Origin of the sequence: Micromonospora chokoriensis (genome assembly GCF_900091505.1) — a bacterium.
In the GTDB taxonomy this organism is placed as follows: domain Bacteria; phylum Actinomycetota; class Actinomycetes; order Mycobacteriales; family Micromonosporaceae; genus Micromonospora; species Micromonospora chokoriensis.
In genome coordinates, this window is the sequence record NZ_LT607409.1 from 3607728 (window position 1) to 3629062 (window position 21335).

Sequence of the window (21335 nt, forward strand, 5' to 3'; positions counted from 1 at the left end):
CGCCCGGCGGCGGCCCGCACCGTCGTCTCGTCGTTCGCGCGGCCCGTGCCTGCGCGGGCCCGAACTACGCCGAACAGCACCGGCTCGTCCGTCGCTACGCGGCGTACCCCAGCGGGTCAGCCGGTCTTGGTGGCGAAGGGGCCGCCGTCGCCGAACGCGAGACGCGCGAAGTTGTCGGCGATGCGGCGATGTCCGGCCGGGTCGGGGTGCACCTCATCGGGAAGCGGCAGTTCGGCGTAATCGGCCTCGCCGTACAGGTCGCGTCCGTCGAGGTAGTGCAGGTTCGGGTCATCGACCGAGCGCTGTCCGACGATCCGGGCGAGCTCGTCGCGGATGACGTTGAGGGTGAGCCTCCCCGCGCTGCGCTCGGCCGGATCACCCGTGGCCTTGAACCGCGGAGTCCCGCCCTCGAAGTCCGGCGCGAGGGGGCCGGGCGTGTCCTCCTGAACCGGGCACAGGATGGCGGACACGACCAGCAGTGGTGTGGTCGGGTGCCCTTCGCGGACAGTGTCGAGGAAGCCGTGGACCGCAGGGGTGAAGGCGCGTAGACGCATCACGTCGCTGTTGACGATGTTGATGCCGATCTTGCAACTGATCAGGTCCGCACTGATGTCCCGCATAGCGCGGGCGGTGAACGGGTCGAGCAACGCGCTGCCGCCGAACCCCAGGTTGACCAGCTCTACACCGCCCTCGGCCGCGGCCAGGGCAGGCCAGATGGCGGTGGGATGACCGGCGTTCGAGCCGTGGCTGATGGAGCTGCCGTGATGCAGCCACGTCCTGCGCCCGCTGGGCGGGGTGTGCTCGACGGGCGCGTCGGTGTGCAGGGCGATCAACTCGGTGATCTCCGTGTGCGGAAGCCAGATCTCGATGTCTTTCTCACCCTCCGGCAGACCCGCGAAGCGGGCCGTGCCGGACGGCCCTTCGGCCAGCACCGAGGTTTGGGTGAACATGTCGGTGACCGTCCGGACGTTGCCTTCCGGCACCGAGGCCTGTGCGGCCAGGCGACCGTTGATCAGCAGGTCGTAGACGCCGTCCGGTGGGGGCGGGAAGCCTTGGTAGACCCGCTTGGTGGGCAGCGCGTCCAGTTCGATGGTGGTGGCCCGGGTACGGAAGGCCAGCCGCACGCCGGAGGGCTGGGCCTCAGCCATGGCCAGTTGGTCGTCGGGGATCTGCTGGCGCGCCCGGGCGGTCAGCCGATGCGGCAGTAGACCGCGCGTGGTCGCCTCCAGATCGACAAAGCCGCGCAGGAGACCCGCGGTGACCGGCGTGGTGATCCACTGGTGTTCGGTGGGCATTCCCTCAAGCCTCTCGATCGAGATCTCGATGGTCATCGGCGCTCCGCGCTGGGAACCGCTGGCAATGGTGCGGCCCTCGTCGGGTCGGCGGGCGCTGTGGTTACGCAACACCGTGTCGAACGAATCCACGATCCAATCCCAGGATTCCAGCGCGTGGGGAGCTCGGTGTTCGAAACCACCGGTCAGCTCCGAGCTGACGTAGCCGTGTACGACGCTGCCCAGCATCCGGACCGCGTGGGTCGCGCCCGGCTCGTCCAACCCGTAGCCCCGCAGGATCGCGCGGGCCATCTGCGCGTGCCGGCCGCCGTTTCCGGGCCGAGCCGGCGGCGGCGCACCGGCCGGGGTGTTCCCTGGCGTAGCCCCGGTAGGCGTCAGCGAACGCTGCTGGAGCGTCCCGGCCGGCCCGACCGGCGACGGCATCGGCGAGTTCCTCCACGGTGACCTGGTCGAAGCCGACCTCGTCGGCCAGGTCACGCCCCCGCTCGGGTCAGACGCTCCGGCGTCAGTTCTGGTCTGTCCATCACGCCCCTAATTGCCTAGGGCAATTATGCTCCTACCTAATACCCGTAGGCAAATCCGACAGTGCGGTTGACCGTCGGCGGCGGCGTCGCGTGCAAACGAGGGGTAGAACGTTCGGTCTTGACGGTGTGAGGCGGTTCTGTCATGCTCAACAAGACAGAACGATCGGTCTCCTTAGCCCCTCCGCTGAAAGGGTCACCCGTGACCACCACTGCTGCTTCACCCGGCATCTCCCAGACGGCTTCCGCACTGCGGCGGCTGTACTTCGTCCGCTTCGCATTCGCCATCGTCTGGGCTGGCGTGACGATCACCACCGCCAAGGAGGTCGGTCCGCTCGCGGTGGCGCTGTTCGTGCTCTACCCGCTGTTCGACGTGGGTGCCGCCGTCTACGACCTCCGTTCGTCGCGGGCCACCGGCTCGCCGACCCTGCTGTACGTGAACATCGCGGTCAGCCTGGTCGCAGCCGTCGGGGTGGGCGTCGCAGGCGCGTCCGGTGTTCCCGCGATCCTGCGAGTGTGGGGTGCGTGGGCGGTCGTGGCCGGTCTGGTGCAGCTGATCGTCGGTGTCACCCGTCGGAAAATGGGTGGGCAGTGGCCGATGATCATCAGTGGCGGCATCTCGGTTCTGGCTGGTGGGTCCTTCATCGCCAGCGCCGCGGCGACCAACCCGTCGCTGACCAACGCTGCTGGCTACGCCATTCCCGGCGCCATCTTCTTCCTCATCGCGGCTGTCCGCCTCGGCCGTGCCGCGAAGGGCAACTGACATGACCGCCATCGAGTACGACGTCATCGTGATCGGTGCCGGTCCGGTCGGGGAGAACGTGGCCGATCGGGTCGTGCGGGGCGGGCTGACCGCCGCGATCGTCGAGCGGGAGTTGGTCGGCGGTGAGTGCTCGTACTGGGCCTGCATGCCGACCAAGGCGTTGCTGCGCAGTGCGTCCGCGTTGCGCGCGGCTCGCCAACTGCCGGGTGCACGGGAGGCGGTGACGGGAGGCCTGGACGCGGCTGCGGTGCTGGGCCGGCGGGACTCCTTCGCGTCGCAATGGCAGGACGACGGTCAGGTGTCCTGGCTGGAGTCGGCTGGCATCACCCTGCACCGCGGTCAGGGGCGGATCAGTTCCGCCCGCGTTGTCGAGGTGACTGGCGTCGACGGTGTCACGACGACGCTCACCGCGCGGCACGCCGTGGTCGTCGCGACCGGCAGCAGCGCCCTGTTGCCGGATATCCCCGGGCTGCGCGAGTCGGCGCCGTGGTCCAACCGCGAGGCCGCTTCGGCCGGTTCGGTTCCCCGTCGGCTCGCCATCATCGGCGGTGGCGTGGTGGCGGCCGAGATGGCGACGGCGTTCGCCGCCCTGGGGTCTGCGGTGACGGTGCTGGCCCGCGATGGTGTGTTGCCGTCGGCGGAGCCGTTCGTCGGTGAACTGGTCACGGAGTCGTTGCGCGAGGCCGGTGTGTCCGTACGCCTCGGCGCGGAGGCCGTCGCCGTCAACCGCGACGACAACGGAGCCGTCCACATCCAGACCGCCTCCGGCGAGCGCGTCGAGGCTGACGAGGTGCTGGTCGCGGTTGGTCGTACCCCCAACACTCAGGACATCGGCCTCGACCGCATCAAGCTCGCGCCCGGCGCGTGGCTGGCGGTCGACGACACCCTGCGCGTCGTCGGTGGCGGCGAGTGGCTCTATGCGGCGGGCGACGTGAACCGGCGGGTGTTGCTGACCCATCAGGGCAAGTACCAGGCGCGGGCGGTGGGCGACGTGATCGTTGCCCGGGCGAAGGGCGACAAGGTCGAGGACGGCCGGTGGGGCCGGCACGTGGCGACGGCCGACGACCGAGCGGTACCGCAGGTGGTCTTCACCGACCCGGAGATCGCGTCGGTGGGCCTGACCGCGGCTGCGGCCGAGGCAGCTGGGCTGCGAATCCGGGTCGTGGACTACGACCTAGGGGCCGTCGCCGGAGCTTCCCTGCACGCCGATGGCTACCGGGGGCACGCCCGCATGGTCGTCGACGAGGACCGGAAGGTGATCGTGGGCTTCGCTCTCGCCGGCCCGGACGTCGCGGAACTGATCCACGCCGCGACCATCGCCATCGTCGGCGAGGTCCCGCTGGACCGGCTGTGGCACGCGGTTCCGGCCTACCCGACGGTCAGCGAGGTGTGGCTGCGGTTGTTGGAGACCTACGGCCGCTGACGCCGACGCACCGCCCCGGTGATGCCACATCAGCATCAACAACGTCAGCTCCGTCTTGGACCGCATGTCAGATCCCGGCCACTGTCGAGTCCTGCCCGACCGGTGGCGCCCGCGCCGGACCGACGGCCCTGACACAAGGAGCGACGATGACGTCTGTGACACACCGGCTGGTGGCCGCCGAGGTTCTGGACGGGACCACCGACGCCGAGTTGAACCGGGCGGTGCGGTACAACGACAACACCGCGGCGGCCCTGTCCGAGGATCTGCGGGCGTACGCCGGGGGAGACGCCCTCGAACCGGCGGACCGCGACGTGCTCAACGGGTGGTGGAAGGGGAACACCACCAGCGACCAGCTGATCCGCGTCGGGGTGCCCGACGGCTGGATCGTGGGGGACAAGACCGGTGCCGGCGGCTACGGCACCCGTAACGACATCGCGGTGATCTGGCCTCCGGACCGCGCGCCGATCGTCCTCGCGGCGCTGTCCACCCGTGACCAGAAGGACGCCGACTACGACGACGCCCTGATCGCCCAGGCGGCCGAGGTGGCCGTCACCGCGTTGTGACGGCGGCGACGCATGGCAGGCCGCGCCTCGATTTCCCGCCGCAGCAGCGGACCTCGCCGGCTGAGAGGTCGGACGCGTACGTCGGAATGTCACGGTGAGCTGGTGACACGGTGTCACTGCCCGACGTGCCGGGCGCGCGCTGCAATGGGATGTCCAGCATCTTGGAAAGGAACATCCCGATGAGCGCCTCACGATCCGACGGACCCTGGCAAAGGACGAAACACCCGGGACCTTCCGACGCCGGAGGATCGCGTCTCGTGACGTCGGCGCGGTCCGGGCCGGCCGTCGACAGCTCGCGGCCGTTCGGCGCGCACCTGCGGATGAGCTGGTGGAAGCCGCTGGTGGTGATCCTGGTGCCGCCGTCGGTGATGCTGCTTCTCCAGATCGTGCTCTACCAGGTCGTGGGCCTCGTCGAGGGCAGCGACGACCCGATGTCGGCCGACTTCACGCCGTTGAAGCTGTTGGCCGTCAACGTCAGCATCGGCGCGGCGGGAGTCCTGGCGATCCTGCTCCTGGTGTGGATCGCCAGGGTGCCGTGGCGGAGCCTGATCAGCTTTCCCCGAGCCTTCGACGCCCGCCGCCTGGCGTACTACCTGGTCACGGCGGCGTTGCTGGTGGGTGTCGGGATCGGTGTCGTGGCGCTTGTCGCGCCGGACTCCCCGGGCTGGACGGCTTTCGGGGTCACCGGCACGACGGTCGGCGTGCTGGTGGTCACCGTGCTGAGTACGCCGCTGCAGTCGGCAGGTGAGGAGTTGATGTTCCGAAGTGCCGTGCTGCCCGCCGCCGCGTCCTGGGTGCGCGCGGTGCGTCCGGCCCTGGTCGTCGGGCTCGTCGTCTCCGGCCTGGGTTTCGCCGTGGTCCACGGGTCGACCGATCCGTGGCTGTTCGGCTATTACACGTTCATCGGCGTGAGCACGGGCGTGATGGCCGTCATCGGTCGCGGCATCGAGGCGCCGGTCGCCTTCCACGTCGCGAACAACGTCCTGTTCGGGATCGTCAACACGGTGATGGCGGACGGTGAGCCCTACGCGATCGACCGGTCCACCGACTCCGGTGACGCGTCCCTGTTGATCCTCGGCGCGGTCAACATCGCCATGGTGCTGCTGGTCTGGTTGCGCGAGCGGCGAGTCCGGACCACCGACGCGGCCTAACCTCACCAGGGCGAGGTTCCAGATGTCCGCGTGCAGGGCCCAGCCTTCGTCCGCTTCCTGCCATACCCGCAGGATGTCGTCGTAGTCGACCTGCATCGGCGCGGTCATGAGCCCGAGGCTGGGCGAGGGCTGGGGGGCACGGGGCTGTTCCCCCTTTCGGCGCGAGCCTGGAAGGTCTGGCTCTGCGGAGGGTCGGCGGTAGGCGGACGTGCGGGCGCATATCCGCCTGGTCGCTGACGGGCCGGGTGGTCAGCGGCGGCGCAGCGCCGGCTCCAGCAGGGCGGGTGGGGTGTCGTTCTTCTCGTGGGCGGCGAGGTCGACGCCGGGAGCCACGATCGCGTCGATCGCGTCCAGCACGTCGACCGACAGCACCGTGTCCGCGGCGGCGAGCTGCGAGCTGAGGTGGTCCATCGTGCGGGGACCGATGATCGCGCTGGTCACGCCCGGGTGCGCGGTGACGAAGCCGAGCGCGAGCTGGATCATGCTGAGGCCGGCCTCGTCGGCGACCGTGGCGAGCTGCTCGACGGCGTCGAGCTTGGCGCGGTTGGCGGGGATGCTGACGTCGAAGCGATGCTGCATGAAGCCCGAGCGGTTCGTGGTGATCTCCTGGTCGGCGCGGATCGCCCCGGACAGCCAGCCCGATGCCAGCGGGCTCCAGGCCAGCACGCCCACGCCGTACTCCTGGGTCGCGGGCAGCACGTGGGTCTCGATCCCACGCTGAAGGATCGAGTAGTTCGGCTGCTCGGTCACGTACCGGCTCAGACGCCCCTCACGGGCAGCCCACTGCGCCTGCACGATGCGGTAGGCCGGGAAGGTCGAGGAACCGAAGTAGCGGATCTTGCCCGCGCGCTGCAGGTCCGTCAGCGCCGACAACGTCTCGTCGTCGCTGGTCGTCGGATCCCACCGGTGCATCTGGTAGAGGTCGACGTGGTCGACGCCGAGGCGGCGCAGGCTGTTCTCCAGTGCGGTGACCAGCCAGCGGCGTGAGCCGCCCCGCTGGTTGCGCTCGTCGCCCATCGGCAGGGTCGCCTTGGTGGCCAGGATGACGTCGTCGCGACGGCCGGCGATGGCCCTACCGACCATCTCCTCGGACTGGCCACCGCTGTAGGCGTCGGCGGTGTCGATGAGGTTGATCCCCGCATCGAGCGCGCCGTCGACGATGGCGGTGGCTTCCTCCTGGGTGGTGTTGCCGATCTTGCCGAAGTTCATTGCGCCGAGCACGAGGGTGCTGACCTGCACACCTGTGCGGCCCAAGGTGCGGTACTGCATGACTGTTTCTCCTTCAGACGTCCAGCGGTGCTCGGTGTGGTGGAGCCCGTCCGGTTCAGCATGCCGCCAACCGGAGCAATGTTCCGGTAAACAACATACGGAACCGCGTTCCGGATGCCAAGCGGAGTGACGGGGGTAACGCGACGTGGCTGAGGTCGACACCGGCGCGGAGTGGCCGGTCGCGCGCAGTCGGGCCGACGCCCGGCGCAGTCGAAAGCCCTGCTCGACGCTGCCGCCATTGGCGGGGCTGGTGCGGCCCCGGTGTGCCCAGATCCCGGAGGTGGCGCCGACCGTTGTGCGGCATGACAAAGACAGGAGTCGATCAGCTGCAGGTTTGCGACTCTTAACGAAGACGGTGGCACGACGTCCGCTGAATAGTTTCCTCACCATGTTCTTCGATTCCCCCGCCACTTCGGGGAACGATCTGTAGGAGGGGAAGATGCTCAGACGTCGCATGCTCGGCATCGGGCTCGCCGCACTGCTGCTGGCCTCCGGGGTCACCGTTGCTTCTCCGGCCAGTGCGGCAGGGGCCGCCATGGCTGCCGGGACGATCCCCCAGTCGGTGCTCGCAGCGGCACAGGCTCTGGCCGGCGGAAAGGCCGCAGCGACGACGCCCACGTTCAGCCGGACGTCGACCGCTCGCGGGCCGGTCACGGCAGCCGCCGCGGATGTGATCACCTGCAACGCACGGGCCCAGTACCCACATGCGTCGACCGGCGGCAACGGCATCCCGGGCAGCCTCGACGGCAAGGCGGATTCGTGGTGTGACGCGCCAATCCCGTACATCGGTGCGCAAGCCGAGTTGTACCAGTACGTCCCCGGCAGCGGCTTCTTCCTGGTGTCGGTGGGAGGCCTGAACTCCGGCCCGGGCACCAAGAAGTACACCGGTGTCGCCTTCGCGATCTGCCAGGCTGTGCCGAACTACTACGTCACCAAGGGCATCCACACCTACACCGCTCCCGGCGGCTACTACCCCCCGTCGGTGACGCTGACGACACAGTCGCCCATCGTGCAGGTCACCTGCTGACCAGGCCGCACGGGTGAACCGGTCGACCGCCGCGACGCCGGCGGCGGTCGACCGGCTACGCCCGTACCCTCGTTCCTCCCGCAGCCGGTCGGCGACCGTCCAGGCGAAGGCGGCGGTCAGGATCCGCACACCGCGGGTCGCGGCGGGTCGCAGCCCGATCAGCTCCTCTACTCGCCGGAGGCGGTAGTCGAGCGTACGGTGTGCACACCCGACGCCCGTGCCGTCGCCGGTCGGGACACGTCGTGCAAGCGCCACGATCAGGTCCGGCGCGACACCTCCTGCAAGGGACGTCGAACGCGCTTCGACTGATGCCCATCGATGGTATTTGCGTCTTCAACAGGGGTGGATCGGGTCGACGACGTTCTGGTTCGCTTCGCGGCCACGTACGCGGCCCCGGACCCCTGACCGGGGTCCGGGGCAGCTACCCGACGTGTCGGTGCCTGCCGGCCGGCGTCGTGCCGGTGCTCGCCCGACCGCGCGCGCCCGGGTCAGTGGACAGACGCTCGGCTGCCCTACGGCTTCAGCACGATCTTGCCCCGCGCGTGGCGGGACTCACTCAACTCGTGGGCGGCGCTCGCCTCCTTGAGGGAGAACACGGCAGCGACCGGCACTGTGAAACGGCCCCGCTCGGCGAGTTCGCCGGCGGCAGCGATTCCCTCGAGAGCCGGGGTGTCCGCGCCGGGGCCAGAGCCGCGCGACAGGTGTACGCCGTGGGCCGGGGCGTTGATGTCGGCGATGCTCACCACCCTGTCCGGGCCCGCCACCAGGCTGACCAGGTCGGGTACGGAACCAGAGCCGGCACAGTCGAGTGCGACGTCCACCCCGCCGGGCACCAGAGCGCGGACCCGCTCGGCCAGTCCGGGGCCGTAGGTGGTCGGGATCGCCCCGAGCGAGGCGACGAACTCATGGTTGCGTTCGCTGGCCGTGCCGATGACGGTCGCGCCGCGAGCGACCGCGAGCTGGATCGCTGTCGTACCGACGCCGCCGGCTGCGCCCTCGATCAACAGCGTGGTGCCGTCCTTGACGCCCAGCCGGTCGAGTACTCGGGTGGCCGTCTCGATGTTGCCCGCCGCGCCGCCGGCCTGCTCCCAGGTCAGGGCGGCCGGCTTCGGTGCCCACGCGGCCAGGACGGCGTACTCGGCATTCGCCCCGCCCATCTGGGCGTAGTCGGTGATCCCGAAAACCTCATCGCCCACCCGAGCGGTGGTCACCCCGTCACCGACCTCATCCACCACGCCGGCGGCGTCGACACCGGGCACGTGCGGAAGGTGAAGCGGAATCCACTCCTGGAATTGGCCGGCGCGCACGTATGTGTCGGCAGGATTGACACCCGAGGCCCGAACGGCCACCCGAATCTGGCCCGGTCCGGCGTGCGGTTCCGGTGCCTCCGAGACCTCAAGGACACTCGCGGGACCGTACTTCGAAAATTGCAAAGCCCTCATGCCGACGGACGTTAACGCACGCCGCTGTCGGCCTGGCTAAAGTGAGAGCCGTGACCGATCGTTTGCCTCACACCCTTCGCTCCGACGCCCTGGACAACCGCGAGCGCATCGTCGAGGCCGCCCGCGCGGTCTTCGCCGTGGACGGCCTGGATGTGCCCATGCGGGAGGTCGCCCGGCGCGCCGGTGTTGCGCCTGCCACCCTGTACCGGCGCTTTCCGACCAAGGAGATGCTGGTCACCGAGGCATTCGCGGAACAGATGCAGGCGTGTCACACGGTTGTCGACGAGGGCCTCGCCGATCCGGATCCATGGCACGGTTTCTGTCTCGTCATCGAAAAAATGTGTGAACTGCACGCTCGCGATCGAGGCTTCACCGCAGCTCTCATTTCGAACTTTCCCCACGCGGTTGATTTCGAGGCGCGCCGTGAATACGCGCTCAAAGCGATCGACGAACTGGCGCGCCGCGCCAAGGAAGCGGGCCGCCTGCGCCCCGACTTCGTCCTGGACGACGTCCTCCTCGTGCTCATGGCCAACAGCGGCATCCACGCGACCTCGCTGACCACCCAGGTCACCGCCTCCCGGCGCTTCGCCGCACTCGCCATCTCGGCCTTCCGAGCCTCCCCGGATGTCGCGCCGCTCCCGCCCGTGGTGCCGTTGGCACCCCCGGCATCGGTGTCCAGGCGCAGCCGGGCCGGCTAGCCCCGCGACGCCATCACCGTCCACCGCGCCGTACGTCGAAAGGGCGCTCGTCGAAGGCGGCCCGTTCCAGGACCTCCACGACCGGCCAGATCGTGTCGTCCCCGCCCAGGTCATGGTCCAGCCACAGCTCGTCCAGGCGGCGGCCCCGGTACCGATCGATGAGGTCAACTCCGGCGGCACTGGTACGGGCCACCGCGGCGCTACGGCCATCCAGAAACGAACGAAGGTCATCTACCATGACGATCACTCGGCGGTCTTTCACGCGATGATGATGCCTGGCCCCGCCCGGATCCGACATCCGGATTCGGCCCGCCTACCGTGCGCGTCGACACCGGGTGTCCGCCGCCGTTCGTGACTACCAGTGGCGGCGCGGGTGGGAGATTCGACGAGCCCGCCCCCGGGTCGCGCCCTCGATGAACCCCTGCATAGGCTGCCTCGCCATGGACGAGCCGCGCGGGTCAGGAGTTCTCCGTCATCAGTCGCTGCACGACGGGTTCGTGCCGGCGCAGGGGCCGCAGCAGGCCTTCGCCGACGCGATCGACCGACACATCGAGGAACACTTCGGGCCCGTCGAGTTCGTTTACCACGAGATCGCCTCACACCTGGTCGGTGTGCATGTCTATGTCGTGGCCCCGACCGAGGAACGCCCGTACCGGACGCTGATCACCTCGGGGATGAGTGAGCTGCCGATGGCAGTCCCGGAAGGTCACGACATCAGCCCGTACGCGGAACTCATGCTGAGCCTGCCGGCTGATTGGCCGCTGACCGAGGCGGCCGGGCTCGGCGACGAAGCCGGGTGGCCGGTGCAGGCCCTCAAGCAGGTGGCTCGGCTACCGCACGAGTACGGAACCTGGATCGGCGAGTGGCATTCCGTGCCCAACGGCGACCCCGCGCAGCCGTACGCGGCGGACACCCCGTTCGCCGGGGTCGTCGTCACGCCGATGGTGCGGGTGCCGCCGGAGGCCGGGACGATCGACGTCGGCGACGGCATCCGAATCGCGTTGCTCGCGTTGATCCCTCTGCATCCGGAGGAGATCGCGGTCAAGGTCGAGCGCGGCACCAACGCGCTCATCGAGATCCTGGACCGTGGCCGCGTCTCCGAGTTGTTGGACCCGCGTCGGCCCTCGTACGCCTGACAGCTCGATCCGACTGGCCCTGACGCTACCCGAGCAGTGCCGCCGCCGCGGCCAGGGTGGCCAGCGACAGCGTTGTGGTCACCACCACCGCCCGGTTGGCGACCGTTTCGCCGACGCCGTACTCCTGGCTGGCGACACCGAGCAGCGACGCCAGGATCACCGGGTTCCGAACGGGCAGGGAGGCGATACGGCGGACCCGTACCCGCCCGGCCGGGTCGCGGCGCCGGTCCAGGGCGACCAGGATCACGGGCGTCACCACCAGCACCTGCAGCAGCACCACTTCCGCCAGGAACGACACGTTGCCGATCACCTGCGTGGCGATCGGGATGCCGAGGTTCGCCGAGTTCACGTAGCCGGCGGCCATGCCCCAGATCGGCCGTTCGCCGGGCTCCCGACCGAACAACCAGCTCGCGCCGACCCAGCCGAACCCGATGACCGTTGCGGTGTTGATCCCAAAGGCGAGCAGCGGGCGGCCGGCGAAGCCGGCCAGCGGCACGCGGGACAGAGCCAGGAACAGGGCGGACGGCATCGCAAGATGAAACACGAACCGGCCGAGCACCGACGCCGCCGCCTCGCCCAGCAGACGTGTTCAGCCTCGCATCCCGTCCGGTCCGAGCGAACATCCCGCCGGTGGTCGTGCGCGTTCGATCGCCCGGCGGCCGTCGCCCTTCCTCGGAGCAGCGAACGGACATGCGCTGGTCCGGAAGCGCTCGCGTTGCCGAAGGCGTGCGGTTGGGAAGGGTGGTGGCGTGTCGGGTTACGCAACCCGACACGCCACGTGCCTCATCTGCCGTTCGTGGTTGCCGGAGGAGTCCAGGCGGGCAGCGGTTCCATCCAGAAGCGGGTCAGCAGTACCGAATCGATAAGCCACTGACCGTTGACCTTCTTGTAGGTCTCGCGGTACTGCCCGTAGCCGTTGTGCCCCTCAGGGGCGTTCGGGCCGGACGGGAAGGTAAGGATGTCTTCCATCGACCAGATTCCGGACGCCGTGTCCGGTCCCGTGATCGTGATTTCAGGCATGGCTCCCGAGTGGGCTGACGGGGCGGCGCCGGTGAGGTCGCGGATCGTGTGGGCGAACTCCTCCGGCGATTTCCAGGTGATCCCATCGGTGACGAGCTTGGCATCGGGCGTGAACAGCGCGGCCAGGTCGTCGTGCTTCTTCTCGTCCACGAAGCGGAAGTAGCGAGCCTTGAGTTGGTGGATCTCCTCGATGTCTTCCAAGCGCTGCACCCGCTCAGCGAGTGACGTGGAGGAGGCGCTCGTCGGGTGGTTGTGCGCGCTCGCCGCCTGGGAGGTGAGGGCTGCTACGCCCACCCCGGCGCCGACCAGCAACGCGGCAGCCGCGGCTGCCGCGCTGACCCGCGACCGCAGCGTCGCTGCGCGACCGGTTTCCTGCTTGCTCATGACGTGGTTCCTTTCGTCTCTGTAACGGTCCCGGACGGCTCGGTCTCGTGCCCTCGTAAGACGAAAGCCTCAGACCGGGCAATACCGCGCATAGTGCTCGAACCTTTATACGGACGAGGCGCGTCCGCTTTCGGGCGATGGCGAGCTTAGCCCAAGAGGACGACCATCGTCCGCTTCTTCTGGCGGTCGACCAGGTGACCCTGGCCACCCCTCAAGGGGGCATCGGGGCGGGCCGCCGCCGGCAGGTGTGGGGCGGGCGGTCGGGCGGGGGGTCCGGTGGTCGAAGCGGAACGTCGCCTGCCTGCTGGTGGTCAGGGTCACGGTCCCGGACGCCCAGAAAGCGGACGGCACTCGTCCCGTTGAGCTAGAGTCAGATACGGACGACGCTCGTCCGCCTAGTGATCCTCATTTGTTGTTGGATACGCAGGGAGGCCCCCGTGACTTATCTCCATGAGACGTTCCGGCTACGGGACGCGTCGGGAGTGCTCGGAAACAGTGGAGAGCGCCGGATCTCGTATGTCGGGCCCGGGTCCCATGTCTGACGTCCGGGCGGACGCTCGCCGCAACCGACGCCAACTGATCGTTGCGACACGGGAGGCGATCGCCTCCCGAGGGCTCGACGTGTCGGCTCTGGACATCGCCACGGCTGCGGGCGTGGGAGTGGGTACGTTGTACCGGCGCTTCGGCACCAAGGAGGCACTGCTCGACGCCGTGGTCCTCGGCCTGTATGACGAGTTGTGCGAGACCGCACAAGCTTGTATCGAACGCCCGGACCCCTGGAACGGGCTGGCCGAGTTCGTCATGGAATTGGCGGGGGCGCATCGGGACAGTCGCGGCCTGGCTGAGGTCACCGCAGCGTGCGAACGGCCACCGTCACCCGAGCTGGCGCAGCGGACCGCCGCACTGCAGGACGCCGTCATCCGGCTGACCGAGCGGGCGCACGCCGCCGGCGAGCTGCGTCCCGACGTGACGTGGCAGGACATCATGATCTGCTCACGCGCGCCGTTGGACACCGACCACTGTCTCGGTGTCGAAGCAGGGCCCGACGGATGGCGTCGCGTCGTCACCATCCTGCTCGACGGCATGCGTGCCCCCGGGCGAACAACTCTTGACGCGCCCGGGCCGCAGATCAGCCAGGCATGACGCTCGGAGTTCCGCCCACGAGGTAGACCCCACACTCCCTCCGGCCGCCGGTGCAACCTCCTCGCACCCGACAGACCCCTCTCGAAAGGAGGCAGATCATGCATGTCGACATCTGGCCCACACCGGCCCGACGCACGCGGAGAAGTACGGCCTGACTGCGGCCGAGGCCCGGGCGGCGGAGGAGAACCTCGCCGGCGTCGCCCGGGAGGAAGGGCTCGACTACCTCGTCGACTTCCGGGACCACGGCAACACCTTCGACCTGCACCGGCTGTTGCATCTTTCCGCAGCCCGGGGTCTGCACGATGAGCTGCTGACGCTGTTCTATCAGGGCAACCTCGCTGCGGAACGGAGCATCTACGACTCCGAGCACCAGGTGGAGATCGCCGTCCACGCCGGACTCGACGAGGCCGAGATACACGCCGTGCTTGCCGACAGGCGGGCGTACGCCGACGAGGTGCGCAGGGACGAGGACGAGGCCGCGCAGCTGGGCATCACCAGCGTGCCGTTCTTCGTGATCGACCGGAGGTACGGCGTCTCCGGCGCCCAGTCGGTCGAGGCCTTCGCCGAGGTGCTGAGGCGGGCCTGGGCCGAACGCCAACCGGAGATGACGGTCCTCGGTGCCGACGACCAAGCCGGGTGCGACGCGCACGGGTGTGGAGTGCCCGGCGGCGGGGGCACCGGCGAACCCAGGACATCAGGCAATTGATGAAACCCCGAGAGGAAGATGTTCGTGCGAGCTGTTGGTCTACATGAATTCGGCGGTCCGGAGGTGCTGCGCGTCATCGAACTGCCGGAACCGCACGCTGGTCCCGGCGAGGTTCGGGTACGCGTACACGCGGCGGCGGTGAACCCGTCCGACACCCTGCTGCGCTCCGGCGTGCACGCGTCGGCCCTGGCCGGGGTGCCGGGGCCCTACGTGCCCGGAATGGACGTCGCGGGCGTGGTCGACGAGATCGGCCCGGGTACGGTCACGGACCTCTCGGTCGGTGACCGGGTGATGGCGATGCTCCTCCCGGTGACCCCGACCCCGGAAGGCACCCTGGAGAACAGCGGTGGCGGTTATGCGGAGTACGTGGTGCGTCCGGCCGGCTGGGTCGTTCGCGCGCCAGCGGGCGTCGGTCATGAGGCGGCGGCGACGCTGCCGATGAACGGACTCACCGCACTGCTCGCGCTCGACCAGCTCGCGCTCGCGGCAGGGTCGACCCTGGCCGTGGTCGGGGCCGCCGGGGCGCTCGGCGGCTACCTGGTCCAGATGGCCAGCAACGCCGGGCTGACCGTGGTCGCCGACGCCGCCCCGGCCGACGAAGCTTTGGTCCGGGAGTCCGGTGCGGCCATCGTGGTGGCCAGAGGGCCCGAGGTCGTCAACGGTATCCGGGCGCACTTCCCGGACGGGGTGGACGCCGTCGCCGACGTGGCGCTGTTCGGAACGGCGCTGTTCGATGCCGTACGTGACGGTGGCGCCCTGCTTCGGATCCGCCAGGCCGACGAGCCCGGCGGCTACCAGGCCGCGAGTACCCGGGGCATCAGGGTCCTGACGCCGTTCGTACCCGACTACGCCGGCCGGGCGGACAAGCTGGACGAGATCCGTCGGCTCGCCGAGGCAGGTGTGCTCGTTCCGCGGGTGGCGAAGAGTCTGCCCGCCGCCGAGGCACCCGACGCGCACCGCCGATTCGCCGCCGGCGGTGTCCGCGGTCGACTCGTGCTCACCTTCTGAACCACCCATCCACTGAGACACCCCACAGACAAGAGACAAGGATCAACTGTGTCCACCCGATTCGCAGACAAGGTCATTCTGATCACCGGTGCCACCTCCGGCATGGGCAGGGCCACCGCCGAGCGGGTCGCCGCCGAGGGCGCGAAGGTCGTCCTGGCGGCTCGCGGCACGGAGGCCGGCGAGGCGTTCGCCGCCGAACTGCGTTCCGCCGGACGCGACGCCCTCTTCGTGCCGACCGACGTGACGGTCGAGGCCGAGATGGCGCGGCTGGTTCGGCAGGCCGTCGACCACTACGGCCGGCTCGACGGTGCATTCAACAACGTCGGCGCGGCCACCGCGTACGGCCCGGTAACGGACATCGACGGTGACGCCTGGGGTGCCGAACTGGCCCTCAACCTCACCAGTGTCTTCCATGGCCTGAAGCACCAGATCCCGGCCCTGCAGGCCTCCGGCGGCGGTTCGATCGTGAACAACGCCTCCAACGTGGGTGTCACCGGCATGGCGGGCATGGCCGCCTACAGTGCGGCCAAGCACGGCGTTGTCGGGCTCACCCGGTCGGCGGCACTCGACGTGGCAACGACGGGCGTGCGGATCAACGCGCTCGTCACCGGTGGTGTCGACACCCCACTGCTGCGCGGCAACATGGGCCCGAACCCGGAGGAGGCACTCCGTGCCGCCGGCGCCATGCACCCCGTGGGCCGGATCGGAAGGCCCGAGGAAATCGCCGCGTTCGCGGCCTTCCTCCTCAGCGATGAAGCCCCGTTCGTCACCGGAGCCGCGCTCGCGATCGACGGCGGTCTGACCGCCGTCTGACCAGGCGAGGCCGGGATGGTGGCGGACCTTGCCCGGCCATGAAACCGTCGCATCCCGTGCCTCGTGGACGCCGGTCCGGAGGCCGCCGAGGAGTTGCGCAGTCACGGCGATTGACGCTGCCAGCCCTCAACCCCTCGTCAACCGCAGAGGGGAGGCATTGACCATCGTGATTTGTGGTGTGACTATATCGGTCACCCATTGCTCACTCACGTTACACCTAGGACACTGGCGGCCACTGTGACATCGAGCCGGGTGACCATGAGCGCCCGGCCGGCGCGGTGGGGAGGAGTCTCGCGATGCCGGGAACGACGCCAGGTGCCAGGGCCATGGCCATTCCTGTCTACAAGGCACTGCCGCGGCTAATCCGCAACACGCACCAGTCGCTCGTCGACATCGCGAACTGGTCCGGCGGTGCCGTCGTACGCCTTGGACTGGGAGTGTCCAGCGCCTATCTCGTCACCGACCCGGCCCATGTGCAGCAGGTGCTGCAGGAGAAGGCCGACATCTACCCGCGAGGTGACGACACCGCACTGTGGCGGTCGGTACGGAGGCTGGTCGGAGACGGCATCCTCGCGGAGGGTGAGACCTGGGCGGCCAGCAGGAGGACACTCGGCCCGCTGTTCAGGACGACGCGCATCGGCCCACTGGTCGACACGATGGCCGAGGCCATCGCCACCTCGGTCGACGAGCTGGAGGTGGCGGCCGCTGCGGGAACGCCGATCGATGTCGGCTCCGAGCTGTCCCGGATCGTTTCCAGTGCCATCATGCGGGTCTTCTTCGCCGATCGAATCGACATCGAAGCCGCACTGCGGATCATGGCAGCGCAGGAGGTGATCGTTACCGCCATGGGACCGCGCCTGCTCGCGCCGGGCGTGCCGTGGTGGATCCGCCTGCCCGGCGACCGACGCTTCATCGCTGCGGTCCAAACCATCGACGACATCCTGCTGCCCGTCCTGCACGAGGCGCTCCAGCGACCAGGCGACAGCGACGACGTGTTGTCCACCCTGGCGCGAGCCCGGACCTCTGACGGAGCTCCGCTCGGGCTGAAGCAGATGCGCGACGACCTGGTGTCGATGGTCGCGGTCACGACGGAGACCTCGTACGTCGTGCTCACCTGGCTGTGGCCGGTCCTCGCCAACAACCCTGAGGTCGCCGGCCGGCTCTTCGCCGAGGTCGATCACGTCATCGGTGACGGTCCGGTCCGCGCCGAGAACCTGCGGGACCTCACCTACACCCGGATGGTGCTGGACGAACTCCTCCGGCTCTACCCGGCCGGCTGGATTCTGCCCCGTCGCGCGGCCGAGGCGGACGTGCTCGGCGGAGTACGGATCAAGAAGGGGGCGAGCATCATCCTCTCGCCGTACGCCACGCATCGGATGTCCGCTCTGTGGGGCGAGACGGCGGAGGTCTTCGACCCCGAGCGTTTCGCGCCGGGTCGTGACGAGGGCCGCCACCGGTACGCGTACTACCCCTTCGGAGGCGGGCGACACCGCTGTCTGGGCGAGCACCTGTTCGCACTCGAGGCCGTTCTCGTCGTGGCGACCTTCCTGAGCCGGTTCCGGTTCCGTCTGGACGATCCCGCCATTCCCGGCACGAGGGTCGCCGCCTCGCTCCGTCCCGCACGTCCCGTGGAAATGGTCCTGACGCGGAAAGCTCACGCCGCCGCATGAGAGGAATGCCTGTGCCCACCACCACCGTCGCCGACGGCCTCGCGGCAGCTGCGGAAGAGGGACGCATCTGCGTCCTCGCCGCTCGGGGCCATCGAGACCTACAGCAGTGCGTCTCGGTGTATCCGACCCTGTTTCCCAGCCCACCGGTCGACGGCGCCATGCTGGGCGCGCTGGCGCTGTCGACGGCGTTCATAGCGCCGTGGTGCACGGCGGAGCAGCTTCGCATCGCCAACCGGGCGTCGCTGTGGGTCACCGCGGAGGACTGGATGGTCGACTCTGTTGCGACGTCCCTGGATTCCGTGAAGACGATCGCCTCCGCGTGCGTCGCGGTGGCCGGCGGCGCCACGCCGGCGGCCGGAGACGCGCTCGGTCGGTTCCTCGCCGAGATTCGCGACGAGTTGGCCGCCGCACCCGCCTTCGCCGGCGCTCGGTCGCTGTGGCGGGACGAGGTCGACAGGATGCTCACCGCCGAGGTCGTGGAGTGGCAGTGGCGAGCCGCCAGGGCGGCCGACGACCGTCAGCTGCCGACGTTCGTGGAATACCTCGACAACGCCGACAACTACGGCGCGTCCTTCGTCAACGTGTCCCACTGGCTCGCCACCGCCGACGAGGAGACCCTGGGCCACCTCCCCGAACTGACAGCGGCCAGTCGCGAGGTCCAGAAGATCCTGCGTCTGGTCAACGACATGGCCAGCTATGAACGCGATCTCAAGACCGGGGATCTCAACGCCCTCATGCTCGGCGTCGACAGGGACGAGATCAACCGCCACGTCGCCGAGCGGATCGACGCGTGTCGCGCGCTGCTGCAGGAGCTGGAGAGCACGTGCGCGCGGGAAGCCCGTTACCTGGCCCGGGAGGTCGGGTTCACCAGTGGTTTCTACCGCGGCACGGACTATTGGGGCACCGTTGAACGTTGACGGCGCTTCCCCACGACAGACGCGGGGACCGGAGGGCCACGCTTCGACCGACGCAGCTGACCTGATCGAGGCGATGCTGCGGGATCCGGCCGGGCAGATGTCCCCGTCCACCTACGAGACCGGCCGGCTCGTGAGCCTGGCTCCCTGGTTGACCGGCCACGAGGAACGGGTGCGGCACCTGCTGCGCAACCAGCGACTCGACGGCGGATGGGGCCCGCCGGAGGGGTACGCCCTGGTGCCGACGTTGAGCGCCACGGAGGCTCTCCTCGCCGTGCTGATCAGGTCTCCCGCCGACGTGCTGGTCGACGCAGTCGACCGTGGGCTGCTGTGGCTCAGGAGTTGGCTGGCGACCACGCACACCATCCCGGACACGCCGGCGATCGACCTCATCGTGCCGGCGCTGACCGACGCCATCAACGAGCACCTGGGGTGCCGCGACATCCCGCGCGGCCTGGTCCATTGGCAGGCGGGTCCTCGGCTGCCGCTGCCGTACGGCATGGATGACAAGAGACTCGACGTCGTGCGGGGCATCATCGCGGCAGGCGCGCCGGTGCCCGAGAAACTGCTGCACGCGTTGGAGGTCGTCGGTGACATCGCCCACCACGCCGTGGGCATCCAACCGCTGCCGCCAGGCGTCATCGGTGCGTCGCCAGCCGCCACCGCTGCGTGGTTGGGTGCGGCGGGAGAGGCCGGTGGGCATGGCTGGGTACGCGCACACCTGGAATCCGTCATTCGGCGGCACGACGGGCTCGCCCCCTGCGCGACGCCGCTCGGCGTTTTCGAGCGTGCGTGGGTCGTCGGTTCCCTCACACGGGCCGGCATCGCCGTACCCCCGGTTCCGGACCTGGTCGACAGTCTGACGGCGGATCTGACATCGGTGGGGACACCAGCCGGCCCAGGCCTGCCGCCCGACGCGGATACCACCTCGGTCACTCTGTACGCGCTGTCGCGGCTGGGCGTACCGACTGACCCGAGTAGCCTGTGGGGATTCGAGACGGATGCCGGATTCTGCACCTGGCCGGGCGAGGACGGCTTCTCGGTCACCACCAACGCCCACGTCCTGGACGCCCTGAGCCAGCACGCGGCTTCGCAGTCGGACGCCGCGCCACGCTACCGCTCTGCGGTCCGGCGGCTGGTCGATGCGCTGCGATCCTGCCAACTTCCGGACGGCAGCTGGCAGGATCGATGGCATGCTTCTCCCTACTACGCGACCGTCTGCTGCACGCTGGCTCTGGCCGATGCCGCCCCATCCGCGGCTGCGGAGTCGCTGACCCGCGCGGTGCGGTGGGTGGTAGCCACCCAGCAGCAGGACGGCTCCTGGGGTCGCTGGAACGGATCGTTGGAGGAGACGGCGTACGCGATGCAGATCCTCGCCGTTGCGGGGCGGGACCTACCGGCCGCTGATTCGGCCCTCGACCGAGGCCTGTCCTATCTCGGCGGTGCGAGCGCGAACCCGAAGGAGGGCCCCGCGTTGTGGCACGACAAGGATCTCTATCACCCCACGAAGATCGTCCGTGCCGCTGTTCTTGCCGCGCAGCATCTCGCGACGGAGCGCCACCCGCGGGCCACGGTCAACGACGACCTGGGGACGTGCCCGACGTGACGGATGCCGTCGCTCGCTGAGGCAGGGTCTCGAGGTCGCGACGACCGTGAGATGCCATTGTGTCCGGGGCGGCTGCACGGAGTGCGGTCAACGTCGGGGCATGGCGCACCTCGGCGATCGAGCGGAGAGGGTGAATGCGTGCAGGACGATCCGGTCGACTACGACGAGAGGTTCGCGTCCGGTACGGGTGTCAACGGTGCGGAGTGCGTGATCGAACGCACGTGGCTTCTGTTGCCGACCGGTCGAGTTGTCGCTACTGATCCCCTCGGAGGGCGGTACGACGACCTACCGGCCCCCTTCGTCCAGGTGGTACCACCCGGCCGCTATCGGGTGGACCTTCTGGTGATGGACGGACTCATCGCAGCCGCACGGCTCTGTGTCCGGGACGAGTCGGCGGCGAGCTGGGAGGAGGCGTTGCCGGCGAACCTCTGCGACGGCGGCGATGCGGCAGCCGCCGGGTACGACGTCAATGCCGGTGCAGGGTGTTTCACTGACGAGGAGACCTTCCGCAGGCTCGCTGAGGTGTCCGGCAGCGGCTGGCAGTTGACGCTCCTGGAGGATCTTGCCTGGATGCGCGACGGGCCCACCGTCATACCGCGCTCCGAGGTGGATGGCTCCTCGGGGGATGAGGGTGACGAGAACGTTCTCGTCGCGTTTCCCTCCGGGGAGGGCGACGGGACGTACCGAACCTTGGTCGGCCGCACGCGGGGCGGAGAGATCGCCTGCTTCGTGACCGACTTCCTCCCACACGACGCGTAGGTCCCTCGCGGGGCCGAGCGTCGGCGG

19 protein-coding genes and 2 pseudogenes are annotated in these 21335 nt (G+C 69.3%); 15 read left to right on the plus strand and 6 right to left on the minus strand.

Annotated elements, in window-relative coordinates:
* Positions 1–116: 116 nt before the first annotated feature.
* On the minus strand, positions 117–1715 hold the full coding sequence (locus tag GA0070612_RS16925) for a WHG domain-containing protein (protein ID WP_231924208.1): 1599 nt from the start codon (positions 1713–1715) through the stop codon (positions 117–119).
* 300 nt (positions 1716–2015) lie between these two features.
* On the opposite strand from GA0070612_RS16925, the gene GA0070612_RS16935 reads away from it, so the two are divergent.
* The 4 genes and pseudogenes from GA0070612_RS16935 (at position 2016) to GA0070612_RS16950 (ending at position 5713) form a co-directional block, all read left to right on the plus strand.
* On the plus strand, positions 2016–2576 hold the full coding sequence (locus GA0070612_RS16935; protein WP_088988773.1) for a hypothetical protein: 561 nt from the start codon (positions 2016–2018) through the stop codon (positions 2574–2576).
* A 1-nt stretch (position 2577) separates the two neighbouring features.
* A complete protein-coding gene (locus tag GA0070612_RS16940) occupies positions 2578–3999 on the plus strand; it encodes a dihydrolipoyl dehydrogenase family protein (protein ID WP_088988774.1) in 1422 nt (473 codons plus the stop codon).
* 188 nt (positions 4000–4187) lie between these two features.
* Positions 4188–4562: pseudogene (locus tag GA0070612_RS16945) on the plus strand (serine hydrolase); the annotation flags it as partial.
* Positions 4563–4819: 257 nt separating this feature from the next.
* Entirely contained in the window at positions 4820–5713 is an 894-nt protein-coding gene (locus GA0070612_RS16950) for a CPBP family intramembrane glutamic endopeptidase (protein ID WP_197699160.1), read from the plus strand.
* A gap of 249 nt (positions 5714–5962) precedes the next feature.
* Here the strand turns inward: GA0070612_RS16950 and GA0070612_RS16955 are convergent, their stop codons facing one another.
* Positions 5963–6982 carry an aldo/keto reductase gene (locus GA0070612_RS16955; RefSeq protein WP_088988777.1) on the minus strand — a complete coding sequence of 340 codons (1020 nt, stop codon included), beginning with the start codon at positions 6980–6982 and terminating at the stop codon, positions 5963–5965.
* 439 nt (positions 6983–7421) lie between these two features.
* Between GA0070612_RS16955 and GA0070612_RS16960 the strand changes: the two genes are divergently transcribed.
* Positions 7422–8009, plus strand: a complete 588-nt coding sequence (locus tag GA0070612_RS16960) for a hypothetical protein (protein WP_157742512.1) — start codon at positions 7422–7424, stop codon at positions 8007–8009.
* A gap of 512 nt (positions 8010–8521) precedes the next feature.
* Here GA0070612_RS16960 and GA0070612_RS16965 read toward each other — a convergent pair.
* The gene (locus GA0070612_RS16965) at positions 8522–9451 is read right to left on the minus strand and encodes an NADP-dependent oxidoreductase (RefSeq protein ID WP_088988779.1); all 930 of its coding nucleotides are present in this window, start codon (positions 9449–9451) and stop codon (positions 8522–8524) included.
* 50 nt (positions 9452–9501) lie between these two features.
* On the opposite strand from GA0070612_RS16965, the gene GA0070612_RS16970 reads away from it, so the two are divergent.
* A complete protein-coding gene (locus GA0070612_RS16970) occupies positions 9502–10149 on the plus strand; it encodes a TetR/AcrR family transcriptional regulator (RefSeq protein WP_088991560.1) in 648 nt (215 codons plus the stop codon).
* Positions 10150–10180: 31 nt separating this feature from the next.
* Here the strand turns inward: GA0070612_RS16970 and GA0070612_RS16975 are convergent.
* A pseudogene (locus tag GA0070612_RS16975) lies at positions 10181–10447 on the minus strand (cyclic-phosphate processing receiver domain-containing protein); the annotation flags it as partial.
* A 142-nt stretch (positions 10448–10589) separates the two neighbouring features.
* Here GA0070612_RS16975 and GA0070612_RS16980 point away from each other — a divergent pair.
* On the plus strand, positions 10590–11285 hold the full coding sequence (locus tag GA0070612_RS16980; RefSeq protein WP_088988780.1) for a suppressor of fused domain protein: 696 nt from the start codon (positions 10590–10592) through the stop codon (positions 11283–11285).
* Positions 11286–11310: 25 nt separating this feature from the next.
* Here the strand turns inward: GA0070612_RS16980 and GA0070612_RS16985 are convergent, their stop codons facing one another.
* Positions 11311–11814, minus strand: coding sequence for an AEC family transporter (locus GA0070612_RS16985; protein WP_231924209.1), 504 nt, complete (start codon positions 11812–11814; stop codon positions 11311–11313).
* Between the two features lie 254 nt (positions 11815–12068).
* Positions 12069–12689 carry a nuclear transport factor 2 family protein gene (locus GA0070612_RS16990; RefSeq protein ID WP_088988781.1) on the minus strand — a complete coding sequence of 207 codons (621 nt, stop codon included), beginning with the start codon at positions 12687–12689 and terminating at the stop codon, positions 12069–12071.
* Positions 12690–13223: 534 nt separating this feature from the next.
* On the opposite strand from GA0070612_RS16990, the gene GA0070612_RS16995 reads away from it, so the two are divergent.
* The 8 genes from GA0070612_RS16995 (at position 13224) to GA0070612_RS17030 (ending at position 21308) form a co-directional block, all read left to right on the plus strand.
* Positions 13224–13832, plus strand: a complete 609-nt coding sequence (locus GA0070612_RS16995; protein ID WP_157742513.1) for a TetR/AcrR family transcriptional regulator — start codon at positions 13224–13226, stop codon at positions 13830–13832.
* The gene (locus GA0070612_RS17000) at positions 13798–14538 is read left to right on the plus strand and encodes a DsbA family protein (protein WP_088988783.1); all 741 of its coding nucleotides are present in this window, start codon (positions 13798–13800) and stop codon (positions 14536–14538) included. The genes GA0070612_RS16995 and GA0070612_RS17000 overlap by 35 nt, the downstream gene beginning before the upstream one ends.
* 24 nt (positions 14539–14562) lie before the next feature.
* Entirely contained in the window at positions 14563–15546 is a 984-nt protein-coding gene (locus GA0070612_RS17005) for an NADP-dependent oxidoreductase (RefSeq protein WP_088991561.1), read from the plus strand.
* 48 nt (positions 15547–15594) lie between these two features.
* Positions 15595–16359 carry an SDR family NAD(P)-dependent oxidoreductase gene (locus GA0070612_RS17010; protein ID WP_088988784.1) on the plus strand — a complete coding sequence of 255 codons (765 nt, stop codon included), beginning with the start codon at positions 15595–15597 and terminating at the stop codon, positions 16357–16359.
* 332 nt (positions 16360–16691) lie between these two features.
* Positions 16692–18029 carry a cytochrome P450 gene (locus GA0070612_RS17015; protein ID WP_088991562.1) on the plus strand — a complete coding sequence of 446 codons (1338 nt, stop codon included), beginning with the start codon at positions 16692–16694 and terminating at the stop codon, positions 18027–18029.
* 5 nt (positions 18030–18034) lie between these two features.
* Positions 18035–18946, plus strand: coding sequence for a terpene synthase family protein (locus GA0070612_RS17020; protein WP_088988785.1), 912 nt, complete (start codon positions 18035–18037; stop codon positions 18944–18946).
* Between the two features lie 73 nt (positions 18947–19019).
* Entirely contained in the window at positions 19020–20549 is a 1530-nt protein-coding gene (locus GA0070612_RS17025) for a prenyltransferase/squalene oxidase repeat-containing protein (RefSeq protein WP_088988786.1), read from the plus strand.
* A 138-nt stretch (positions 20550–20687) separates the two neighbouring features.
* On the plus strand, positions 20688–21308 hold the full coding sequence (locus GA0070612_RS17030) for a DUF4241 domain-containing protein (RefSeq protein ID WP_157742514.1): 621 nt from the start codon (positions 20688–20690) through the stop codon (positions 21306–21308).
* Positions 21309–21335: the final 27 nt, after the last annotated feature.

What these genes read in the sequence shown, in the direction of transcription:
- GA0070612_RS16980 (WP_088988780.1), top strand. Translation starts at nt 10,590, where the DNA reads ATGGACGAGCCGCGCGGGTCAGGAGTTCTCCGTCATCAGTCGCTGCAC.
- GA0070612_RS16925 (WP_231924208.1), bottom strand. Translation starts at nt 1,715, where the DNA reads ATGCCGTCGCCGGTCGGGCCGGCCGGGACGCTCCAGCAGCGTTCGCTG.
- GA0070612_RS16995 (WP_157742513.1), top strand. Translation starts at nt 13,224, where the DNA reads ATGTCTGACGTCCGGGCGGACGCTCGCCGCAACCGACGCCAACTGATC.
- GA0070612_RS16960 (WP_157742512.1), top strand. Translation starts at nt 7,422, where the DNA reads ATGCTCAGACGTCGCATGCTCGGCATCGGGCTCGCCGCACTGCTGCTG.
- GA0070612_RS17020 (WP_088988785.1), top strand. Translation starts at nt 18,035, where the DNA reads ATGCCTGTGCCCACCACCACCGTCGCCGACGGCCTCGCGGCAGCTGCG.
- GA0070612_RS16940 (WP_088988774.1), top strand. Translation starts at nt 2,578, where the DNA reads ATGACCGCCATCGAGTACGACGTCATCGTGATCGGTGCCGGTCCGGTC.
- GA0070612_RS17025 (WP_088988786.1), top strand. Translation starts at nt 19,020, where the DNA reads ATGCTGCGGGATCCGGCCGGGCAGATGTCCCCGTCCACCTACGAGACC.
- GA0070612_RS16965 (WP_088988779.1), bottom strand. Translation starts at nt 9,451, where the DNA reads ATGAGGGCTTTGCAATTTTCGAAGTACGGTCCCGCGAGTGTCCTTGAG.
- GA0070612_RS16985 (WP_231924209.1), bottom strand. Translation starts at nt 11,814, where the DNA reads ATGCCGTCCGCCCTGTTCCTGGCTCTGTCCCGCGTGCCGCTGGCCGGC.
- GA0070612_RS16955 (WP_088988777.1), bottom strand. Translation starts at nt 6,982, where the DNA reads ATGCAGTACCGCACCTTGGGCCGCACAGGTGTGCAGGTCAGCACCCTC.
- GA0070612_RS16990 (WP_088988781.1), bottom strand. Translation starts at nt 12,689, where the DNA reads ATGAGCAAGCAGGAAACCGGTCGCGCAGCGACGCTGCGGTCGCGGGTC.